The sequence below is a fragment of the Actinomyces provencensis genome (assembly GCF_900155435.1).
Lineage (GTDB): Bacteria > Actinomycetota > Actinomycetes > Actinomycetales > Actinomycetaceae > Pauljensenia > Pauljensenia provencensis.
This window is the reverse complement of record NZ_LT700212.1, coordinates 322,342-341,875: the sequence shown is the minus strand read 5'-3', so window position 1 is coordinate 341,875 and position 19,534 is coordinate 322,342. Positions and strand designations below refer to the sequence as shown.

Sequence of the window (19,534 nt, the reverse complement as noted above, 5' to 3'; positions counted from 1 at the left end):
TACCCTCGTCCCGTGACCCCTGAAGAACTCGCAGCCCTCATCCGCACCACGTTGCTCGAGGCATCCGCCTCGGGCACGCTCGCCCTGGATGCCGCCGACGTCCCCGACCCCGTGCGGGTGGAGCGCCCCAAGAACCGTGACCACGGGGACTGGGCGACCAATGTCGCCCTCCAGCTGGCCCGTCGGGCAGGAGTTGCGCCCCGCGAGTTCGCCGAGGTCCTGGCCACCACGCTGCGCGACGCGGAGGGGATCGAGGAGGTCGCGGTCGCGGGCCCCGGCTTCATCAACATCACCCTCGGTGCGGCCTCCGCCGGGCAGCTGGCGGCGACGATCGTCGAGGCGGGGGAGTCCTTCGGCACGAACACGTCCCTCTCGGGCACACACATCAACCTGGAGTACGTCTCCGCCAACCCCACCGGACCCGTCCACCTGGGGGGAGCCCGCTGGGCGGCCGTCGGCGACTCCCTGGCCAGGCTGATGCAGGCCTCCGGCGGCCAGGTCACGCGCGAGTACTACTTCAACGACCACGGCTCCCAGATCGACCGCTTCGCCCGCTCCCTGTACGCCCGCGCCATGGGCCACGAGGCCCCCGAGGACGGCTACGGCGGCCAGTACATCGCCGAGATCGCCGACCAGGTCCGCCACGACGCCCTGGCCGCCGGTGAACCCGATCCGGTCACCCTGCCCGAGGAGGACGCGGTCGAGGCGTTCCGCGCCCGAGGTGTGGACCTGATGTTCGACGAGATCAAGCAACGCCTGCACAGCTTCCGCTCCGACTTCGACGTGTTCTTCCACGAGGACTCCCTGCACTCCTCCGGCGCCGTCGCCCGGGCCATCGAGGTCCTGCGCGAGCGCGGCGAGGTCTTCGACGAGGACGGCGCCGTGTGGCTGCGCACCACCGACTACGGCGACGACAAGGACCGTGTCCTCATCAAGTCCGACGGCCAGGCCGCCTACTTCGCCGGCGACGTCGCCTACTACCTCGACAAGCGCCGCCGCGGCGCCGATGTCGCGATCTACCTCCTGGGTGCGGACCACCACGGCTACATCGGGCGCATGATGGCGATGTGTGAGGCCTTCGGGGACACCCCCGGTGTCAACATGCAGATCCTCATCGGTCAGATGGTGAACCTGGTCAGGGACGGCCAGCCCGTGCGCATGTCCAAGCGGGCCGGCACCATCGTCACCCTCGACGACCTGGTCGACGCCGTGGGAGTGGACGCCGCGCGCTACGCGCTGGTGCGCGTGTCCATGGACTCCAACCTCGACATCGACCTGGACCTGCTGACCTCGCACTCCAACGAGAACCCCGTCTACTACGTCCAGTACGCCCACGCCCGCACCCGCAACGTGGCGCGCAACGCCGCCGAACACGGGGTGGACCGGGAAGCGGGATTCGACCCCGCAGCCCTGGACCACCCGGCCGACGGCGACCTGCTGGGTGTCCTCGCCCAGTTCCCCGCCCAGGTCGCCCAGGCGGCCGAGCTGCGCGAACCCCACCGCGTGGCGCGCTACCTGGAGCAGCTGGCGGCCGCCTACCACGCCTGGTACGGCCAGTGCCGCGTCACCCCGCGTGGTGAGGAACCCGTCACCCCCGGTCACGTCGCGCGCCTGTGGCTCAACGATGCCGTCACGCAGGTCCTGCGCAACGGCCTGGGCCTGTTGGGCGTCGAGGCACCCGAGAGGATGTGACCGGTGGACGCCCGCCCCACTCCCCACGGCACCCCCACTTCCGCCAGTCCTGCGCAGGCGGGGAGCATTCCGACCCCTCCGGCCGAACACGCAGGGGGGACCGCACCCATTGACGGGGGCGGCGCCGCCCCCGTCGGGGACGGGGAGGCGCCCGCCGGCAGCCTCGTGTGCCCCGAGCCCACCGAGCGTCCCGACCTGTGGCCGTGGACGACGCGTCGGCGCGGGGACGGGGCGCTCGAGGTCGGGGGAGTGACACTGGTCGACGTGGCCCGTGACTTCGCGACCCCCCTCTACGTCCTGGACCGGGCCGACCTGCGTGGACGGGCCCGCGTGTGGACGAGTGCCATGGCGGAGGAGTTCTGGGACGGCTACGGCATGTCCGGTGGCGATGCGTTCTACGCCGCCAAGGCCTTCCTGTGTGCGGACGTCGTGGACGTGGTGACCGCGGAAGGCATGGGGATCGACACCGCCTCCCTGGGGGAGCTCGCCATCACACTGCGTGCGGGGGCGGATCCCACCCGAGTGGGACTGCACGGCAACAACAAGCTCGACGCCGAGATCGAACTGGCCCTGGGCGCGGGCGAGGGCAGGGGCATCGAGCGGATCTTCATCGACTCCCTCCACGAGGTGGCCCAGGTGGAACGGGTCGCGGCGGGGCTCGGGGTCACGGCCCGGGTCATGGTCCGTCTCAAGACGGGCATCCACGCCGGGGGCAACGAGTACATCGCGACCTCGCACGAGGACCAGAAGTTCGGGGTCTCCGTGGCCGACGGCTCCGCGATGGAGGTGGTGCGCGCGATCACCGCGAGTCCGCACCTGGAGCTGCTCGGCTTCCACAACCACATCGGCAGCCAGATCGAGGGGACAGAGGCGTTCGTGGCCGCGGCCCGCATCGTCATGGACTTCCGTGCCCGGGTCTCACGGGAGCTCGGGGTGTCGACCCGCGAGGTGGACCTGGGGGGTGGCGTGGGGATCGCCTACACCGGGGCCGATCCCGTGCCGACCTCTCCCGCGGAGGTGGCCCGCAGCGTCGCCGCGACCGTGCGCAAGGCCGCCGAGGAGACCGGCACCTCCGTGCCACACGTCTCGGTGGAACCCGGACGCAGTGTGGCGGGACCCACCACGGTGACCGTGTACCGGGTGGGGGCGGTCAAGGACGTGACTCTGCAGGGCGGGGCCGTGCGCCGCTACGTCGCCGTCGACGGTGGCATGTCCGACAACATCCGCCCGGCACTCTACGGCGCCGCGTACACCGCCACCCTGGCGAACCGCGCCCCCCACGGTCCTTGGCAGCGCTCGCGGGTGGTGGGCAAGCACTGCGAGTCGGGCGACATCGTCGTCCACGACGTGGACCTCCCCGACGACGTGACGGCCGGGGACCTGCTGGTGGTGCCCGCGACGGGTGCCTACGGGTGGTCGATGGCCTCCAACTACAACGTGCTCACCAAGCCGGGGGTGCTGGCGGTCGAGGACGGGAGTGCCCGCTGGATCCTGCGACCCCAGACCCTGGCCGACCTCATGGCACTGGACCCCGGCCTGGACGCGGACTGAGCGAACCGGGTGTGCGGGCCCGGCGTGGCCCGCTCCCGGTCCGTGCGGACCGGGGCCGCCCTCGTCCCTGGTCATGGCGCGCCCAAGTCAACCTGTGCTCACTCTCCTCACATCCTCTGCGTGAGGGATGCCGCAGTCCACGGACTGGACCACGTGCACTCCGGGTGAACCTGAAGGTAAAGTCATGGCCATGTCAGAGGAAAAAGTCCAAGGTGCCCCCTCCGGGCCGCTCGTCGTCGTGGAGCACGTCTACAAGCACTTCGGTGACTTCGAGGCCCTCCACGACATCAACCTGACGGTCGACAAGGGCGAGGTCGTGCTCCTGGTCGGACCTTCCGGCTCAGGCAAGTCCACCCTCTGCCGGACCATCAACCGTCTGGAGACGGTGACCTCGGGCGAGATCTACATCGACGGGGTCCCCCTGCCGAAGGAGGGCAAGAAGCTCGCGGCCCTGCGTGCGGACGTCGGGATGGTCTTCCAGTCCTTCAACCTCTTCTCCCACAAGACGATCCTCGAGAACGTCACCCTGGCCCCGGTGAAGGTCAAGAAGGTCCTTAAGGCCGAGGCCACCGAACGGGCACGCCAGCTCCTGGACCGCGTCGGAGTCGGTGCCCAGGCGGAGAAGTACCCCGCCCAGCTCTCCGGCGGCCAGCAGCAGCGTGTCGCCATCGCCCGGGCGTTGGCCATGCAGCCCAAGGTCATGCTCTTCGACGAGCCCACCTCCGCCCTGGACCCCGAGATGATCAACGAGGTCCTCGACGTCATGGTGCAGCTCGCGAAGGACGGCATGACGATGATCGTCGTCACCCACGAGATGGGCTTCGCCCGCAAGGCCGCAGACCGGGTGGCCTTCATGTCCGACGGCCAGATCATCGAGCAGGCCCCGCCCGAGAAGTTCTTCTCCCATCCGGAGACGGACCGCGCGAAGGACTTCCTCTCCAAGATCCTCTCCCACTGAACCGTCGGGGTGCCCACGCACCCCGGACCCAGCAAGACAGAACACCCAACGTCACCGGACACGGGTCCGGTGCCGACGAAAGGACCTCCCATGCGCACGAAGGGTTTACTCGCTCTGGCGGCAGCCGCCGCCACAGCGCTCTCCCTGGCCGCCTGCTCCTCCGGCTCGAGCGAGTCCGGCTCGGCAGGGACCAGTGGTTCCCTGGAGTTCCCGGTCGCCACCAGCGTGGATCTGACCGACTCCCCGACCTTCGACGCCATGCAGTCCAATGGCAAGGTCCGCGTCGGCGTGAAGGAGGACCAGCCCGGTCTGGGGTACCTGGACGCCGTCACGGGTGAGCGCTCCGGTTTCGACATCGAAATCGCCACCTGGATCGCCGCCGAGCTCGGGTTCTCACCCGACCAGATCGAGTTCCAGAAGATCCCCTCCGCCAACCGCGAGCAGGCCATCATCAACGGGGACATCGACTACTACGTCGGCACCTACTCCATCACCGACAAGCGCAAGGAACAGGTCGGCTTCGCCGGTCCGTACTTCATCACCGGGCAGGGCCTGCTGGTCACGGCGGACAACACCGACATCACCTCCGACCAGGACCTGGCCGGCAAGACGGTCTGCTCGGCGACGGGTTCCACCCCGATCCAGAACATCAAGGACAACTACCCCGACACCAAGACCACGGAGTTCGACAACTACTCCCAGTGCGTCGAAGCCCTCAAGGACGGCACCGTGGACGCGGTGACCACCGACCAGGCCATCCTCATCGGCTACGCCGCACAGGAGCCCGACGCCCTCAAGGTCGTCGGCGAGCCCTTCAGTGTGGAGAAGTACGGGGTCGGCCTCCCCAAGGACGATGCGGCCCTGCGCCACTTCATCAACAACGTCTTCACGGACGGTGGGGACACCTGGACCAAGATCTACGACGAGACCCTCGGTGCCTCCGGCACGAAGGTCGAGCAGCCGGCCGTCGACGACTACGAGTGACCGGACTTGGGGGCGGGGCCCCGGCCCCGCCCCCACCTCACACCCACACCGCGGAACGACCGTGACCCTGCCAGAAAGGGACCGCGGAGCCGACCATCGGAAGGAGGCGCTGTGAACGTCCTGTTCAACAACGCCGACCTGTTCATCACCGGATTCAGGAACACCCTGATCCTCTTCGCCGGGGGCGGCGTGATCGCTCTGGTCCTCGGATCCATCACAGGGGCCATGAGGGTGTCGCCCGTTCCTGTCATGCGGGCAGTGGGGACGCTCTACGTCAACCTCGTCCGCAACACTCCGCTGACACTCCTCTTCTTCTTCTTCGCCTTCGGGTACCCGAAGCTCTTCCCGACGGGGACCTGGGGATCCGGGCTCTCCTTCATGCAGTTGGCCATCATCGCGCTGGGTCTCTACACGGCCACCTACATCGCAGAGGTCATCCGCTCGGGTATCAACACGATCCCCGCGGGCCAGATGGAGGCGGGACGTGCCCTCGGCTTCACCTTCACCCAGTCCATGGAGCTCATCGTCCTGCCGCAGGCGGGGCGGGCGGTCGTCCCCCCGATGATGAGCGTCCTCATCGCACTGCTGAAGAACACCACGGTTGCCGCTGGCTTCTCGGTCTTCGAGGCCGGGGCGATCCGTGCCTACCTCTCCGAGCGGTCCGAGCCACTCATGGCCGGCCTGCTGTGGGTGGCAGCGATCTTCGTGGTCCTGGTCCTCCTGCTCGCGACATTCCAGCGCTTCCTCGAGAACCGACTGAAGGTGGTCCGATGAGCTCCCAGCACATCTACGACGTCCCCGGTCCGGTGGCGCGGCGACGCTACGCCCTCATGGCCGTGGCCACGGTCATCGTGGTGGGCGCGATCCTCGCGTTCATCATCTACCGCTTCTCCGTGACCGGGCAGTTCTCGGCCCGGAAGTGGTCGGCTTTCACCTACCCGCAGGTGTGGAGCCAGATCGGCCTGCGCACCCTCAACACCCTCAAGGCTTTCGGGCTCTCCGCCGTCCTCGCCCTGGTCGTGGGACTGCTCCTCGCGGTGGGGAGGCTCTCCGACCACCAGTGGGTCAAGGTCCCCGTCGTCTGGTTCCTGGAGATCTTCCGTGCGATCCCCGTCCTGATCCTCATGATGCTCATGTACTACGGGATGCCCACCCTGGGACTGAAGTTCACGACCTTCACATCAGTGGTCACCGCGTTGACCCTGTACAACGGCACGATCCTGGCCGAGGCGATCCGTTCCGGAATCCTGGCCCTCCCGCGGGGCCAGTGGGAGGCGGCCGCGGCCCTGGGCCTGCGCAAGACCTCGGTCATGACCATGATCCTGTTGCCCCAGGCGATCCGCGCAATGCTCCCGGTGATCATCGCGCAGCTGGTCGTGATCCTCAAGGACACGGCGCTCGGCTTCATCATCACCTACCCCGAGCTCCTCGACTACGCCAAGTTCATCGGCACCCAGGCCCAGTTCGACTCACCGCTGATCCCGGCCGCCATGGTGGTCGGTGCCATCTACGTCGGCATGTGCCTCACCGTTGCCGGTCTGGCGAAGATCGCCGAGGAGTCCATCTCCGGCACCAAGGGGCCGGACGGCAAGAAGCACGGGTGGCGCAACACCAACCTGCAGATCGCCCGCACCCGTGTGCGCCGCCAACGCCGCGACGGCACGATCAGCCAGCCCGGGGTGACCATGGCCCCGGCGCCGGCTGCGCGGTCGGCACTGGCACGGACCGGGACACCGGGTTCGCAGCCTGCTGCGCCCGCGACGGGCCCGTACGTGCCCCCCACCCGGCACGGCACCTCCGGGGGTCCGGCAACTGCCCCCGCCTGAGGCCGCAGCCCGGGCCCGCCCCGCCCTCGTCCCCTGCCCCCATCCCCTGGACGCACTCCGTGCCCCGGCGGTTGGGGGTGGGGCGTCGTAGGGTTCTGGTATGCAGGAACACACCACCTCCCGGGTCCCGCAGGTCCCCGACGCTCCCCAGGTCCGGCTCGGCGACGGGGTCTCCGTCCCCCAGGTCGGGTTCGGGACGTTCCAGATCCCACCCGCCGACACCCAGCGTGCGGTGGAGGAGGCCCTGGAGATCGGGTACCGGCACATCGACACGGCCGCCGCGTACTGCAACGAGGCAGGTGTGGGCGCCGCCATCCGCGCGAGTGGCCTGCCCGAGCAGGACGTGTTCGTCACGACGAAGCTCCGCAATGCGGACCAGGGGGCCGAGCGCGCGCGGGAGGCCTTCGAGACCTCGAGACGGGCACTGGGACGCGAGGTGATCGATCTCTACCTCATCCACTGGCCACTCCCCTCGGAGGACCTCTACGTCGACACCTGGCGGGTGCTGGCGGACCTGGCCGACCAGGGCGCGGTGCGCGCCATCGGTGTGTCCAACTTCCTCCCCGAGCACCTGGAGCGCCTGGTCGTCGAGACCGGGGTGACCCCGGCCGTCGACCAGGTGGAGGTCCACCCCGCGTTCTCCCAGCCCGAGGTCCGACGTGCCTGCCTGCGCCGCGGCGTCGCGGTCGAGGCCTACTCGCCGTTGGGACAGGGTGCGGACCTGCGCGACCCGGTCGTGGTCGGCATCGCCCGTCGTCTGGGCGTCACCGCCGCCCAGGTCGTGCTCCGCTGGCACGTCCAGTCCGGACGGATCGTCATCCCGAAGTCCGTCCATCCCGAGCGCATGCGCGAGAACCTCGCCGTCTCCGGGTTCGACCTGTCGCCGGAGGACATCGCCGCCATCGACGCACTGGACGACCCGGAGGGACGCATCGGCGGGGACCCGGCGACCTTCGCCTTCCCCCAGACACCGGAGGACGCGGCGGCGCGCGGAGAGGGACTGGACTGAGGCGGCCGTGGTGCGCGCACTGACGGTACCGGACAGGGGGCCGGCGGCGGTCTCCGTCGCGTTGGGAGTCGTCGCTGTCCTCTGCGTCGCCTGCACCCCCTCGACGGCCACCGTGAGCGGGCAGGGGGCGTCGCCCTCGTCGACCTCCTCGCAGTCGGGCTCCAGGGACACGACCCGGCCCGCCTCCGGCGCGGGCGCAGGGATCTCCGCCACCCCGGACCCGGGGACCCCCCAGGGCGGTGACCCGCTGCGCGGATGGTCCCTGGAGCAACAGGTCGGGCAGCTGTTCATGGTCGGTGTGGACGTGCACCGGCAGCAGGACGCGAGCTGGGCCGCCGTACGCGACCGGCACGTGGGCAATGTGTTCCTCGCGGGCCGCAGCGAGGCCGCGCCCGACCGGGTGCTCGCCCTGGTGCGTTCCTTCACGGACCTGGTCGGCCAGGACACGACGCACTCCACGGCCATGCTCGTGGCGACCGACCAGGAGGGGGGAGCGGTGCAGGTGCTGCAGGGACCGGGGTTCTCCCGCATGCACTCGGCCCTGGACCAGTCCGCGATGTCGGAGGCAGATCTGGAGTCGTCGGCCACCGGGTGGGGGAGGCAGCTCGCGTCAGTCGGCGTCAACCTCAACCTGGCTCCCGTGATGGACCTGGTCGACGGCGACCCCGCGGAGAACCCGCCGATCGGGAAGTGGGGACGGGAGTACGGCTCCAGTGCGGACCAGGTGGTCGCACACGCCAACGCCTTCTCCCGCGGGATGCGCAGTGCCGGTGTCGCGGTGGCAGTCAAGCACTTCCCCGGACTGGGACGCGTCACGGGCAACACGGACACCACCGCCGGGGTCACGGACACGCTGACCTCCCGGGACGACGCCTCGGTGGGCGTCTTCGCCCGCGGCATCGAGGACGGAGCCGAGATGGTCATGATGTCGACTGCCGTCTACGAGCGCATCGACCCGGACGCGCCGGCCGCCTTCTCGTCCGTGGTGGTCGATGACGTGCTGCGCGGGGACCTGGGATTCGACGGCGTGGTCATCACGGACGACGTCTCCGCAGCCGCCCAGGTCCAGGCGTGGACGCCGGGGGAGCGAGCGGTGAAGGCCATCGGTGCCGGCTGTGACATCGTGCTGGTCTCCGCCTCGCCCGAGCAGGCTGCGGAGATGGTGGATGCCGTTGTGGCGCGGGCCCGTCAGGACCCGGCGTTCGCCGAGAAGGTCCGTGCGGCCGCGACCCGCGTCCTGTCGCTCAAGTCATCCCTGCCGACCGCACCCTGAACGGGACGTCCCCGCGAGTGGCAACGGCCCCCACCCCCGGGGTGGGGACAGGGGCCGCCGTGCCGGCGCCGAGCGGGTGTCGGGTGCCGTTCCTCCGTGGTGGCCTGCTCAGAGCCTGCTCCCGATGAGCTCGGAGAGCTCCACCAGCCGGTTGGAGAACCCCCATTCGTTGTCGTACCAGCCCAGGACCTTCACGTGGTTGCCGATGACCTCGGTCAGGGGCGCGTCGAAGATCACCGAGCGCGGGTTGCCGACGATGTCGGAGGAGACGATCGGGGCCTCGGAGTGGGCGAGGTAGCGGGACAGCTCCGGGGAGTCGGCCGCCGCGCGGAACGCCTGGTTGACCTCCTCGACGGTGGTCGGTCGGGAGAGGACTGCCGTCAGGTCGGTGATCGAGCCCACGGGCACCGGCACCCGCAGGGCGAAGCCGGTGAGCTTCCCGTCCAGCTCGGGGATGATCCTCCCGATGGTGCGGGCAGCGCCCGAGGAGGTCGGGATCGTCGACAGGGCTGCGGCACGGGCCCGCCGCAGGTCCTTGTGGGGGGCGTCGTGGAGCTTCTGGTCACTCGTGTAGGCGTGGACCGTGGTCATGAGTCCGCTCTCGATGCCGAAGGCGTCGTTGAGGACCTTGGCCATGGGCGCCAGGCAGTTCGTGGTGCAGGAGCCGTTGGAGAAGACATCGGTGGCCGCCACGTCGAGGGTGTCGGTGTTGACGCCCAGCACGAGGGCGGGGACATCCCCCGTGGCGGGCGCGGAGACGATCACCTTGCGTGCCCCGCCCCGGAGGTGGGCGCGCGCGGAGACGGCGTCGGTGAAGTGGCCGGTCGACTCGATGACGACGTCCGCCCCGACCTCGCTCCAGGGGATCTCGGCGGGGTCACGCTGCGAGAACACCGTGATCCCGTGGCCCCGGACCGTGAGGTGGTCGCCGTCGGCGGAGACGCCGTCGAGGTGGCCGGAGATGGAGTCCCACTCCAGCAGGTCGGCGAGGGTGGCGACGTCGGTGAGGTCGTTGACCGCCACGACCTCGACGTCTGCGTCATTGGCGAGGGCGGCGCGCAGGAAGGTGCGTCCGATGCGTCCGAAACCGTTGATCCCGATCCGTGTGGTCATGGTTGCTCCTCATGTGGGTGGTGGGTGGGGGCGTCGGGTGGTCCCGACCGTGGGGGCCGCGCCGCCGACTCCAGGAGCGCGACCATGCCGCGCACGGCGGAGTCCATGGGTTCCTGTGACCCGCGTGCACGGGAGAGGACGTAGCCGCCCTGGATGACGGCCGACAGGGTGTCCGCGAGTTGGTGGGCGTCGAGGTCATCGGGTAGCTCGCCGCGTCGGATGGCAGCCGTGATGAGTCGTGTCCACCGCTCGGCCATGGTGTCGAAGGCGTCGGAGACGATGCCGAGCATCTCGGCGTCCTCGACCACCTTCGGGTCCTGCGTCATGCGCCCGACCCGGCAGCCGCGTGTGCCCGGGCGTGGGCGCAGGAGGCGCTTCTCGATGTCGACGAGGGCGGGGCCGTCGCCCTCCGGCTCGGGGTTGTCGGCCAGTGCTGCTGCCACATTGGCCCGCATGGCCTCCGCGGCGAGCTCGTGCTTGCCGGAGAAGTGGTGGTAGAGCGAGCCCTGACCGACTCCGGCGGCGGACATGACGTCGCGGGGGCTGGTCGCGGCGTACCCCCTCTCCCAGAGGAGATCAGCCATTGCCTCGATGAGGCGGTGGCGGGAGTCCTGCTGTCCTTCGGTCATGTGGACACTGTACCTACTGGTATGTACAGGCGCAAGGAGGCCCGTGTCCTGTGAGGAGTCCAGCTCCCCGGTGTGCTCCGTGTCCTGCGCGGTGTCCGGCTCTCCGGTGTGCTCCGTGTCCTGCGCAGGGTCGGGGCCCTGCGAGGAGCTGGGCTCCCGTGAGGAGGGCGAGCAGTGTGGCACGGGCTCCCCGGCGCGCTGACGGAAGTACCCGCACACGGGTCGGTGTCGCTATCCTCAGGGTGTGGGACCTTGCTGTGGTGCGACCGGTCCCACACCAGATGCGCCGGGTCGGCACGGATGACGCCCGGTACCAGGACCACGGACCCCACCGGAAGCAGGTGGGAGCCGGTGTCCACGAGGAGAGGGGACCGGAGCTGAGCGAGCACGCCGATCTGGGCGAGGACGCGGACGATCGGTCCCGTCCCCGGACCCCTGGGCAGGACCGGGCCTTCCGGGGCAGGTGCACCGGGCGGACAGGACCGGGTCCTCGTCCCGCCGGACGCCGGGCGCACACGGTCGTGACACCGGAGCACCTGCGATGAGCCGACAGTCCACGACCGGCACGGCGCAGGCCGAGGTCGAGGCCGGGCGCAGGCGCGAGCGGCGCATCGTCCGTTCCCGCAACTACTTCCACTTCATCCTCTTCGCGGGACCGAACATCGCCCTGATCCTGATGTTCATCTACTACCCGCTCGTCATGAACCTGCGCTACTCCGTGCTGGACTGGCGCCTCGGCTCCACGACGGCGCGCACCGTGGGGTTGGCGAACTACAAGGAGTTCTTCACCTCGCCCCACGGTCTCGAGGTCTGGCGTGTGACCATCGTCTTCACGGTCGCCACCGTCGCGGGGGCCATGCTGCTGGGTCTCCTGATGGCCCTGGTGCTCAACCAGCGCCTGCCCGGTCGGACCCTGGCCAGGACCGCGATCTTCTCGCCCTACGTCCTCTCGGGCGTCGGCATCGGAATGGTCTGGAACTTCATCTTCGATCCCCGCCTGGGTGTCCTCCGGTACGTGTTCCAGTACTTCGGGCGCACCTCGCCGGAGTGGTTCAACGACCCGGGCCTGTCGCTGCTGATGGTGATCATCGTCTACATCTGGAAGAACCTCGGCTACGCGGCCGTCATCTTCATCGCGGGCCTCCAGTCGATCCCGACGGACCTCCTGGAGGCTGCCGAGATCGACGGTGCGGGATCGGTGCGCAAGTTCTTCAGCGTGGTCCTGCCCCTGTTGAGTCCCACAGTGTTCTTCCTGACCATCACCATGGTCCTCAACTCGATGCAGGCCTTCGACATCCTCCGTGTCATGACCCCCTCGGGCAACGGCACCAACACGATCATCTTCGAGATCTACCTGCAGTCCTTCGGGGCGTACCAGCGGGCCGGCTACGCGGCGGCCGTCTCGGTGATCCTGTTCATCACCCTCTTCGCCGTCACGGCCGTCCAGATGCGCTACGTGGAGAGGAAGGTGCACTACCAGTGAGCACCACCACCAACGCCGTCGTCGGGGCCGGTTCCGGCCCGGATGACGGTCCGGGCGCGGGCACGGCACCCGAGGTCCTCCGACCGAGGAAGGTGGCCCGAGACCCCTCCGACTGGAGCCGGGCATTCTCACGCCGGAACCTCGCAGCCACCCTCTTCGCCGGCTACGTCCCGATGATCCTGGCACTCGTGATCATCGCACTGCCACTGCTGTGGATGGTGATCTCCTCCTTCAAGCCGGCCTCGGAGATCGTCACCGTGAACCCCACGTTCCTGCCGACGGATCCGACCACCGCGAACTATGCGAAGGTCGCCGAACGGGTGCCGCTGGCGAGCGCCTTCCGCAACTCCCTCATCGTCACGGTGGTGGGGGCGACCATCAAGGTCTTCCTCGCCATCACCACTGCCTACGCCCTGGTGTTCATCAGGATCCCGGGACGCAACCTGATCTTCCTGGGGATCCTCGTGGCGCTCATGGTCCCGCCGGAGGCCGCGATGCTGCCGAACTACATCACGATCTCCACACTGGGCGGGCGCAACACCCTGTGGGGGATCATCCTGCCGACCCTGGGCACTGCCTTCGGCACTTTCCTCCTGCGTCAGCAGTTCCTCACCCTTCCCCCGAGCCTCCTGGAGGCGGCGGAACTGGACGGTGCGGGGCACTGGCGGCGCCTGTGGCAGATCGTCGTGCCGGTCACGATCCCCACCATCGCGACGGTCTCCCTGGTCACGGTCGTCAGCGAGTGGAACTCATTCCTGTGGCCGCTGATCATCACCGACAGGCCGGAGAGCATGACCCTGCCCGTCGCACTCAACCTCCTGCAGTCCCTGGAGTCCAACACCGGCAACTACGGCGTCCTCATGGCAGGTGCGGTCCTGGTCATCGCCCCCGTCCTCGTCGTCTTCGCGGCCCTGCAGCGCTACATCGTCGCCGGGCTCACACAGGGCGCCGTCAAGCAATGACCTCCCCAGAAGAGTTGTCCACCCACACCGAAAGGTTCACGACATGAGAGCACGAAGGACAGCACGACCGATGGCCGCAGTGGCGGCCGCAGGAGTTGCGGCCCTGGCGCTGGGAGCCTGTGGTGGCCCCACCGTCGACGGGGGCGGTGCGGCCTCCGGGGAATCCGGTTCCACCGAGGCCGTGGACTGGGACTCGGTCGAACCCGCGAAGGAGATCACCTTCTGGACGAACCACCCCGGAGGTTCCCTCGACGTGGAGAAGGAGCTGGTCGCCAAGTTCGAGCAGGAGAGTGGTATCAAGGTCGATCTCGTGACCGCCGGGGCCAACTACGCGGAGGTCTCCCAGCGATTCCAGACGGCCCAGACCAGTGGTGACCAGGGGGATCTCGTCGTCCTCTCCGACGCCAACTGGTTCAACGCCTACCTCGCCGGTTCCATCACCCCCGTCGACGAGCTCCTCGGTGCCGTCGACGTCGATCCGGGCTCCTACGTCGATGCCCTCTACGAGGACTACCTCTACGACGGCAGCCACTTCGCACTGCCCTATGCGCGATCGACCCCGTTGTTCTACTTCAACAAGGAGCACTACAAGGACGCCGGGCTCCCCGAGGAGGCGCCGACGACCTGGGACCAGGTCAAGGAGTACTCCCTCAAGCTCAAGGAGGCCGGGCACGCCACGGCCTTCGGTTTCCCGCCCGAGGCCGAGTACCCGGCCTGGACCATGGCCAACCTGGTGTGGTCCTACGGTGGGGCATGGAGCAACGAGTGGGACTTCTCCGCGGCCCACAGCGAGGACACCATCAAGGCGCTGACCTTCGCCCAGGACGCGGTGAAGGACGGCTGGGCCGCAGTGGTCTCCACCGCACCCCAGACGGACTTCGCGGCCGGCGGTGCGAGCCAGGTCATCGCCTCCACCGGTGCCCTCAGCGACACGCTGGACACGGCGAGCTTCGATGTCGGGGTCGGGTTCCTCCCCACGGGTCCCTCTGGTGAGGACAATGTCGTTCCGACGGGCGGTGCGGGCATCGCGATCGCGTCGAAGTCCTCGCCGGAACGACAGAAGGCCGCAGCCATGCTGGCCACCTTCCTCACGAATGCCACTTCGACGGCGACCTTCTCCGGCGCCACCGGCTACCTGCCGGTCCAGAAGGACGTCGACATGTCCTCCGTCTACTCCGAGCAGCCCGAGTTCGAGGTCGCGGTCGACCAGCTGGAACGTGCACGGGTCCAGGACTTCGGCCGAGTGCTGCTGCCCGGTGGCGACCTCGCCCTGTCGGGCGGTCTGACGAGGATCCTCACCCAGAATGCCGACCCCGCCTCCACCATGGAGGGTGTCGCCGACGAGATGCAGACCCTCTACGACCGGGACCTCAAGAGCGTGCTGGAGAAGTAGTCGTCCCGACGGGATCCGCAGGGTTCTCCCCGGAGTCCGTCATGGTCTGTTCCTGACCCCGCCTCCGCACCACCACGGTGCGGTGGCGGTGTCAGGTGTCCGTGGTGGCGGTGAGGCGTTGCCCTCGTGGGCGTCGTCCTCGCCGCTGCGCACCTGCTGCTCAGCGCCGCGTGCGCGGCTTCGCCCGGGAGGTCGGTTCCGCGCCCAGGGGATCCGCCGGCCAGGGGTGGCGGGGGTAGCGCCCGCGCAGCTGGGCGCGCACCTGCGCGTACGGCCCCGCCCAGAAGGATGCAAGGTCGGAGGTCACCGCGACCGGCCGGCCTGCCGGGTCCAGCAGGTGCAGCACCACCGGCACGCGCCCGCCGGCCACGCGCGGGGTGTCCACCCACCCGAACGCCTCCTGCACGCGCAGCGAGAGCACCGGGCGACCGCTGGACCAGTCCAGGGTGCGGGTTCCTCCGGTGGGCACCTGCATGCGCTCCGGTGCGAGCTCGTCCAGGCGGGCGGCCTCGGGCCAGGGCAGGAGCGTACGCAGCCCTCCCAGGGTGTCGACACCGCGCAGGGCACCTCCCCGGGACAGGCGGAGGAGGTCCGCGCCCAACCAGGTGTCGAGGTGCTCGGTCAGGGCCTCGTCGGAGACATCGGGCCAGGGCGCCCCGAGGGCCTCGTGCAGGACTGCCAGGCGCTCGCGGAGCGACCGCGCCGCATCGCTCCAGGGCAGCAGGTCGAGACCTTCCCGGCGCAGCGCATCGGCGAGGACCTGCGTCCCGGCGGCTCTGGGCACACGAGGGAGCTCACGTTCCTTCAGCTCGATCGCCCCGAGCAGCGTGACGGTGCGGGCCCGTATCCTTCCTCCCCGCAGCTCCGCCCGTGTCTCCTCGTGGACGAGGGCGGCCCCGGCGTGCTCGGCGTCCTCGGCAGCGATGGGGACCGCCGCGCGGATGACCCCGTCGGCCCGCCCCGCGCCGCGTTGGACCTGGGCCAGCGCGAGCCATTCCTGGCCGGTCAGGGGACTCCCCGGGGGCAGGGCGGCGCCGAGGCCGTCGGCCAGGAGGTAGCGGTCCGTGCCCGGGCGGCGTCTCGCGATCCAGCCCGGTTGGGCGAGGGCGACGACCAGGGCCAGGGCGTCCTCGTCGCCGAGGTGGCAGTCGATGGGGTCGTCGTCCGCGCGTCCGTCGTCCCTCCCGCGGGCGCCAGTGCCCGGGAGACCGTGGAGGAGCCGGGTCAGGCGTCCGGCCTGGTCGTGCACCCGGTGGCGCAGGGTGGCGTCCCCGTCCCCCCGCTTGAGAGCACGCGAGAGGGAGGCGAGGTCCGCACCCGGCACCCGGGCGTCCTCCCCCAGGAGAGCCACGAAACGCCCCGCGCGCTTCGCCCCGATCCGTGGAGCCGCATCGACGAGTGCGCGGGCGAGGGGCGGGTCCAGTGGGAGGGCCGCGAGTTCGCGTCCCAACGGAGTCGCGCGGCCGCCCTCGTCGATGGCGCCGAGGCCGTGCAGGCGCTCCGCGGCGGCGGAGAGTGCACCCGCGGGGGGAACCCCGAGGAGCGGCAGGCCGGACATGCCCGGGTTGCCCCACACCGCGCACTGGAGGAGTGCGTCGGTGAGATCGGCCGTGGCGATCTCGGGCAGTGACTGTGCCGGGCGCCGCGCCCAGTCGGCCTCGAAGGTGCAGCGGACGGCCGTGCCGGGTCCCAGGCGAGCGGCGCGCCCGGCACGCTGCTCGCAGCGGGCACGGGATGCCTGGACGGTGACCAGCATGGGGACACCGCGGGCGACATCCGTGCGGGGTTCACGCGACAGGCAGGCATCCACCACGACCCGCACACCGGGCACCGTCAGCGACGACTCGGCCACTGCCGTGGAGAGCACGACCCGGCGGCGGGGGCCGGGTCCGGAGAGGACCCGGTCCTGTTCGGCGGCGCTCAGTGAGCCGTGGAGGGTGAGGACCTCGGCCGTGGTGGCGGAGAGGGAGCGGCGGACCTGGTCGACCTCCCGGGCGCCCGGGAGGAAGACCAGGACGTCGCCGGTGGTGGAGTCCAGCGTGCGCTCGATGGTGCGTGCGACGTGCCCGAGGAACTCCCGGCGCACGATGACGCCGCCCGTGGCGGGGGAGACGCCCAGGGGTTCGGCGCCGCGCGGGGGAGTGGCCCAGCGCATCTCGAGGGGGTGGAGGCGGGCGGGGACGTCGACGAGTGCGGGGGTGGTGCCGATGGCGGTGCCGATGAGGGTGCTGGTGCGCGCGGCCTCCAGGGTCGCCGAGGTGACCGCCAGCACGAGGTCCTCCCGAAGGGCCGTGCGCACGTCGAGCAGCAGGGCGAGGGCGAGGTCGGTGTCGACCTGGCGTTCGTGGAACTCGTCGAGGACGACGGCACCGACGCCCGGGAGGTCGGGGTCGCGTTGGAGGCGGCGCAGGAGGACACCGGGGGTGACCATCTCGATGCGGGTGGCAGGGGAGGTGCGGGAGTCCCCGCGCACGGAGTAGCCGACGGTGGCGCCGACCGGTTCGTGGAGCAGCGCGGCGATGCGCCGGGCTGCGGCGCGCACGGCGACGCGGCGTGGCTGGGTGACCAGGACGCGGGTGGTGGGCAGCGCGACCGCGAGGGCCGGGGGGAGCAGGGTCGTCTTGACGGTGCCCGGGGGCGCGGTGAGGACGAGGGCGGCTCCGGGGCCGGCTGCGGACGTGATGCGGTCGAGCACCGCGACCACGGGCAGGTCCGGCGGGTGCCGGAGGAGGCGTACGAGGGCGTCACCGGTCGGACTGCCGACACAGTGGTCCGGTTCCTGGTCGACGCGGCGGGGCATGGGACCAGTATCCCAGCCGGGGTGGCGCACCCGAAGCGGCAGCGGGGTGCCGCAGGGTGTTCTGCCTGCATTGCCCGGTCCGTCCCCTGCGGTTGCCCAGTCGGCCACCTGTGGTTGTCCGGTCCTTCGATGCGGTCACCCGGGCGCGGGTGGACCCGTGTCCCGACCACGGAGGAGGACTCGTTCCGCGACCGTCGCGCCTGCGTTGGTCGCACGCCGGGTCGGCCCACGTGCTCTCGTCCCGTCCCTGCTGCGCGTGCCCGTCCGGAGCACATGTCTGTGCACGTCCGCCGCCGGTCGGGCTGGTCTCCACCGCACGAACGGATCAATCCATGCCGGGGGGCGCACCCACGGCAGTCCTTCCCTCATCTCGATCCTCCATCCGGACCTGTCGAGGCTGCGGTGGTGGAACCAACAGAGGAGGACGCCGTTGGACGTGTCGGTCGGCCCGCCGTCGGCGTGCTCGTGGACATGGTGGACCTCGCACCAGGTCGAGGGCACGTGACAGCCGGGGATCACGCACTCCCCATCCCGCAGTGCGATCGCACGCCGCTGGTGAGAGGTGAAGATGCGCTGCGGGCTGGTGAGCCCGAGGATGGCGCCACCTCCACCCAGGAGAACCTTCTGCACGGCTCCCGAACAGCCCGTGTGGCGTGCGACATGGGAGCCGACCGCCGAGCGGGTGGGATCGTCGGCTCCCTGGAGGAAGGCGACACCGGAGGGATCCGAGAGTTGGTCGACGCTGGCAGTGACGACCAGCGTCGGTGCCGACCCACCCAGGCGCGGCGCGTCTTCGTGCGACGCGGCGATGGTGAGGACACCGGCGAGGGCATCGTGACGACGCTGGGCGGGAGTGCGGTGGTCCCGGGGTGCTTCCTCGTCCAGGACGTGTCCGTGCGCGGTCGTGGCGCCGGATGGGTTCGTCCCACCGGGGGAGATCGCGTCGCTGGTAGAGGTCGCGACCTGACCCTGCACGGGGGAGGGGCCGCCGCTGGCAGGACCGGTGTCCGCGTCCACCCGGGGATTGAGGTAGGCATCGACGAGGCGCTGGAGTTGCGCTGCGACCTCGGGCAGGAGCTCCGCCCTGAGGGGGACCGTTCCACCGCGCTCGCGTCCCAGTGTCAGCCCGCGCCTCCCCAGCCCTGACTTCTCGTCGGGCAGGGCGCCGTCGGGGTCCAGGGCCAGGCCCCAGGCGTTCGCCATCACCGCGATGTCGTCAGCGGGCAGAGCAGGAGGCCGGGAGTCCCCGTCGGGTGGGTCCTGTGCCGTGTCGTGCGGTACGGCGGCGTCCTGGCCAGTGACGTCCTGACCCGTCGCGCAGGAGACCAGGGCGACCTCGGCCGCCGCAACGTCGGCGCGAGTGGCGCCGTGGTCCAGGGCGGGCCCCAGTGCCTGGACGATGACCTCGGCCGCATCCATCGACAGGACGCCTGTCTCCACGCCGCGGCGCAGCAGCGGGAATCGTGCGGGGAGGAGTTCCCCCGACAGGGACGTGGCGACCCGGAAGGGGGCGGCTGCGCGGATCCGCTTCCGTGCCGTGGCCCCCGAGACACGGGTGACGCGCTCCACGAGCTCACCGGGGGTGCGGCACCCCCGACGGGCCGAGAGCTTTTCCTCGCCGAGGGAGGGCCGTGACCTCTCCGCGACCTCGCCCGCACCCAGGACACGCAGGCCGTCGACGAGCCGACCCACTGCCTCGGCGTCGGCCAGCAGGGTCAGCAGATCGTCGTCGTCGAGCACCTCGGGCACGACGCCGTCGCGCGCCGCCTCCTGGAGGCGGCGCAATGCGGTGAGCAGCTCCTCCTGGGCTGCGCCCGCTCCGGGTGCCGTCGTTGCGTCCATGACTCATCGTGACAGGGAC

At 70.3% G+C, this 19,534-nt stretch carries 15 protein-coding genes; 11 read left to right on the top strand and 4 right to left on the bottom strand.

Annotated elements, in window-relative coordinates:
- Positions 1-12: 12 nt before the first annotated feature.
- The 8 genes from argS (at position 13) to BQ9890_RS01450 (ending at position 9,293) form a co-directional block, all read left to right on the top strand.
- Positions 13-1,692: an arginine--tRNA ligase gene (gene argS / locus BQ9890_RS01485; protein ID WP_075892547.1), complete on the top strand. Its 1,680-nt coding sequence runs from the start codon at positions 13-15 to the stop codon at positions 1,690-1,692.
- Positions 1,693-1,800: 108 nt separating this feature from the next.
- Positions 1,801-3,243 (top strand): diaminopimelate decarboxylase, encoded by a 1,443-nt coding sequence (gene lysA / locus BQ9890_RS01480; protein ID WP_075892545.1) that lies wholly within the window; start codon positions 1,801-1,803, stop codon positions 3,241-3,243.
- Between the two features lie 190 nt (positions 3,244-3,433).
- Entirely contained in the window at positions 3,434-4,201 is a 768-nt protein-coding gene (locus tag BQ9890_RS01475) for an amino acid ABC transporter ATP-binding protein (RefSeq protein WP_195907603.1), read from the top strand.
- A 90-nt stretch (positions 4,202-4,291) separates the two neighbouring features.
- The gene (locus BQ9890_RS01470) at positions 4,292-5,185 is read left to right on the top strand and encodes a glutamate ABC transporter substrate-binding protein (RefSeq protein WP_075888788.1); all 894 of its coding nucleotides are present in this window, start codon (positions 4,292-4,294) and stop codon (positions 5,183-5,185) included.
- 111 nt (positions 5,186-5,296) lie between these two features.
- Positions 5,297-5,959: an amino acid ABC transporter permease gene (locus BQ9890_RS01465; RefSeq protein ID WP_075888786.1), complete on the top strand. Its 663-nt coding sequence runs from the start codon at positions 5,297-5,299 to the stop codon at positions 5,957-5,959.
- On the top strand, positions 5,956-7,011 hold the full coding sequence (locus tag BQ9890_RS01460; protein WP_075888784.1) for an amino acid ABC transporter permease: 1,056 nt from the start codon (positions 5,956-5,958) through the stop codon (positions 7,009-7,011). Before BQ9890_RS01465 ends, BQ9890_RS01460 begins: the two co-directional genes overlap by 4 nt.
- Positions 7,012-7,111: 100 nt before the next feature.
- Positions 7,112-8,020: an aldo/keto reductase gene (locus BQ9890_RS01455; protein ID WP_075888782.1), complete on the top strand. Its 909-nt coding sequence runs from the start codon at positions 7,112-7,114 to the stop codon at positions 8,018-8,020.
- Positions 8,021-8,030: 10 nt separating this feature from the next.
- Positions 8,031-9,293: a glycoside hydrolase family 3 N-terminal domain-containing protein gene (locus tag BQ9890_RS01450; RefSeq protein ID WP_230297766.1), complete on the top strand. Its 1,263-nt coding sequence runs from the start codon at positions 8,031-8,033 to the stop codon at positions 9,291-9,293.
- A 108-nt stretch (positions 9,294-9,401) separates the two neighbouring features.
- Here BQ9890_RS01450 and gap read toward each other — a convergent pair whose 3' ends face one another.
- Together gap and BQ9890_RS01440 are read right to left on the bottom strand one after the other, a co-directional pair.
- Positions 9,402-10,406, bottom strand: coding sequence for a type I glyceraldehyde-3-phosphate dehydrogenase (gene gap / locus BQ9890_RS01445; RefSeq protein WP_075888780.1), 1,005 nt, complete (start codon positions 10,404-10,406; stop codon positions 9,402-9,404).
- Positions 10,403-11,035, bottom strand: a complete 633-nt coding sequence (locus BQ9890_RS01440; protein ID WP_075888778.1) for a TetR/AcrR family transcriptional regulator — start codon at positions 11,033-11,035, stop codon at positions 10,403-10,405. Before BQ9890_RS01440 ends, gap begins: the two co-directional genes overlap by 4 nt.
- A gap of 541 nt (positions 11,036-11,576) precedes the next feature.
- Here BQ9890_RS01440 and BQ9890_RS01430 point away from each other — a divergent pair.
- The 3 genes from BQ9890_RS01430 (at position 11,577) to BQ9890_RS01420 (ending at position 14,873) form a co-directional block, all read left to right on the top strand.
- Entirely contained in the window at positions 11,577-12,518 is a 942-nt protein-coding gene (locus BQ9890_RS01430; protein WP_075888774.1) for a carbohydrate ABC transporter permease, read from the top strand.
- The gene (locus BQ9890_RS01425; protein ID WP_230297765.1) at positions 12,515-13,480 is read left to right on the top strand and encodes a carbohydrate ABC transporter permease; all 966 of its coding nucleotides are present in this window, start codon (positions 12,515-12,517) and stop codon (positions 13,478-13,480) included. Before BQ9890_RS01430 ends, BQ9890_RS01425 begins: the two co-directional genes overlap by 4 nt.
- Positions 13,481-13,550: 70 nt before the next feature.
- Positions 13,551-14,873: an ABC transporter substrate-binding protein gene (locus tag BQ9890_RS01420; RefSeq protein ID WP_195907602.1), complete on the top strand. Its 1,323-nt coding sequence runs from the start codon at positions 13,551-13,553 to the stop codon at positions 14,871-14,873.
- Between the two features lie 160 nt (positions 14,874-15,033).
- Here the strand turns inward: BQ9890_RS01420 and hrpB are convergent, their stop codons facing one another.
- Both hrpB and BQ9890_RS01410 read right to left on the bottom strand, forming a co-directional pair.
- On the bottom strand, positions 15,034-17,673 hold the full coding sequence (hrpB, locus tag BQ9890_RS01415) for an ATP-dependent helicase HrpB (protein ID WP_075888770.1): 2,640 nt from the start codon (positions 17,671-17,673) through the stop codon (positions 15,034-15,036).
- Between the two features lie 135 nt (positions 17,674-17,808).
- Entirely contained in the window at positions 17,809-19,515 is a 1,707-nt protein-coding gene (locus BQ9890_RS01410) for an HNH endonuclease signature motif containing protein (protein ID WP_075888768.1), read from the bottom strand.
- Between the last annotated feature and the right edge of the window lie 19 nt (positions 19,516-19,534).